This is a genomic window from Roseicyclus salinarum, assembly GCF_029624655.1.
In the GTDB taxonomy this organism is placed as follows: Bacteria; Pseudomonadota; Alphaproteobacteria; order Rhodobacterales; family Rhodobacteraceae; genus Roseibacterium; species Roseibacterium salinarum.
Window position 1 is genome coordinate 1 of sequence record NZ_JARRSA010000069.1, and the last position, 314, is coordinate 314.

A 314-nucleotide genomic window follows, 5' to 3' on the forward strand; every position below is an offset into this window, starting at 1 on the left:
CTGATGGCCGGCATCCTCGTACAGGTGCCGATCGGCATGGTGCTCTTTTCGCAAGTGCTTGAACGAACGTGGCTGCGACGCGCGACCTTCCTTGCGGTCCCGATCACCGCCGCAGGAATGATGCTCGCTCCTCCGACGGACATGGATGACGTGCTCCATCTGGTCATCGAACTGTTTGCCATGCTCGTGATCCTCGTGATCGCTTGGCGGTGGCCCGCAGACCACGCGACACCGGCCCGGACATGACGGTGCCCGGACAGAGGCCGGTCTCGGTCGTTGTCGCGAGCAGCCCGCAGCGACGCTGGACGCTTGCA

Annotated in this window: 1 pseudogene; it reads left to right on the top strand. The window is 64.3% G+C overall.

Annotated features, from left to right (window positions below):
- Positions 1 to 246, top strand: a pseudogene (locus P6F26_RS19645) (DUF6326 family protein); the annotation flags it as partial.
- Positions 247 to 314 lie beyond the last annotated feature (68 nt).